Source organism: Moorena sp. SIO4E2, from assembly GCF_010671945.1.
GTDB lineage: Bacteria > Cyanobacteriota > Cyanobacteriia > Cyanobacteriales > Coleofasciculaceae > Moorena > Moorena producens.
The window spans coordinates 1-1,566 of the sequence record NZ_JAAHIE010001159.1 but is presented as its reverse complement, the minus strand read 5'-3'; the positions used below and the strand labels follow the sequence as shown (position 1 = coordinate 1,566).

Below are 1,566 nucleotides of genomic sequence, written 5' to 3'. Positions count from 1 at the left end.
GCCAATGTTCCCTATTTCATCACTAAGGCTAAGAATGATACCTTCTCTGACTGTCCATTTGCCATGACTAGTAGACAACGGATGCTTAAAGGGACGCTGGTATGGGTGAAACTTGAACTGATAGTTCATGATTGATTAATTGCTAATTGCTATTCCCGATTCCCGATTCCCGATTCCCGATTCCCGATTCCCGATTCCCGATTCCCGATTCAACACTTTTGGCTTTAGTCAATACCAATACTCCTAAGGTTCCGCCAACAATCGGGTAGTGAGTTGCACGAAAGCCTACTTGCTCTGCTAAAGATTCTTGCTCCGGACCACGGGGGAATCGCTGTATACTCGGCCAGATATAGGCATACTCTTCCTCAAGTCCTTGGTGACGGGCTAGGGGAACAACAATCGTTTCCATATACCACTGTTCAAACTGCCGAAACAGTGGCTGAGACGGTAAGTGAAAGTCAAGAATTGCTGCTTTAGCGCCTGGTTTAAGAATACGGTAAATCTCCTTTAGGCTCTTGGGGATATCTACGACATTACGTAATCCATATCCCATCGTTGCTCCGTCAAAGGTATTGTCAGCAAATGGTAAATCTAAAACGTCCGCCTCTACCCAGTCAATCTGTACTTCAGAGGATTTTTGTTTTGCGATCGCTAACATCTGGGGCGCAAAATCTACTCCATACACCTTTCCTTGAGTGCCTACTTTCTCCGCTAATAGTCGAGTCAGGTCTCCACTGCCACAACAAAGGTCAACACAGGTATCTCCTGGCTTAGGCTCAGCCCATTTAACCGTCATCAGCTTCCAAATGCGATGCTGACCCCAACTGATCCAGTCATTAAGCTGGTCATAGTTAGAAGAGATGTTATCAAAAATTCCCTGAATCTCGTGGGATTGGTCTGACATGATTCATTCAATGAAGGTTAATTAATAAGGTTAATTAAGGTTAATTACGAAACCGACACCCAACAAGAGTCCACTCCAAAAATGTAGCGCTACGGCAATAAACTTACAATTACTCACCTTTTGCGGTTGGTTGTGATGAGCGTTCACATGGCGGCAAAGCTTGATAGCAAAGGGCAATCCCACCAAACTGAGTAATGTCCATATTGGGAATAGCCCCATGAGCACAAACCCAGCATTAGCAGCAAATAGGCTACCACAAAACCAAGGCAACAGTTGAGCACCCCTTTTGGTGCCAAGGCGAACAATAGGCGATCGCTTCCCAGCTGCTATATCATCCTCTACTTGGTGAAAATGGGAGCAAAATAGAATTAACATAGTCGCCAGACCAACAATTATCGATGCCGCCAGGTTAGTCACAGACCAACTCTGGGTTTGACTGTAGTAGGCAGCTGACATACCTAAAGGACCAAAGCTCAAAAAGACCAGAATCTCTCCTAGACCTTGGTAGCCCAGGCGGAAGGGAGGTCCTTGGTACATATAGCCAAGGCTGCAGCATAGGAGTACTAACGCCATCACTGTTAAGTCTTGCTGCCACCAGCAGATCAGTAGCATGCCAAGGATACCCAGTCCTAAACACAGGTTCCCTAGCCAAAAAATTAACG

At 45.8% G+C, this 1,566-nt stretch carries 2 protein-coding genes; both read right to left on the bottom strand.

All coding sequences use genetic code 11. The features are described from left to right. Window positions 1-142: 142 nt before the first annotated feature. Complete coding sequence (ubiE, locus tag F6K37_RS41720; RefSeq protein ID WP_287257130.1) at window positions 143-904, bottom strand: bifunctional demethylmenaquinone methyltransferase/2-methoxy-6-polyprenyl-1,4-benzoquinol methylase UbiE; 762 nt, start codon at window positions 902-904, stop codon at window positions 143-145. A gap of 30 nt (window positions 905-934) precedes the next feature. Next, a partial coding sequence (menA, locus tag F6K37_RS41715; RefSeq protein WP_287257129.1) for a 2-carboxy-1,4-naphthoquinone phytyltransferase occupies window positions 935-1,566 on the bottom strand: 632 nt, incomplete at its 5' end.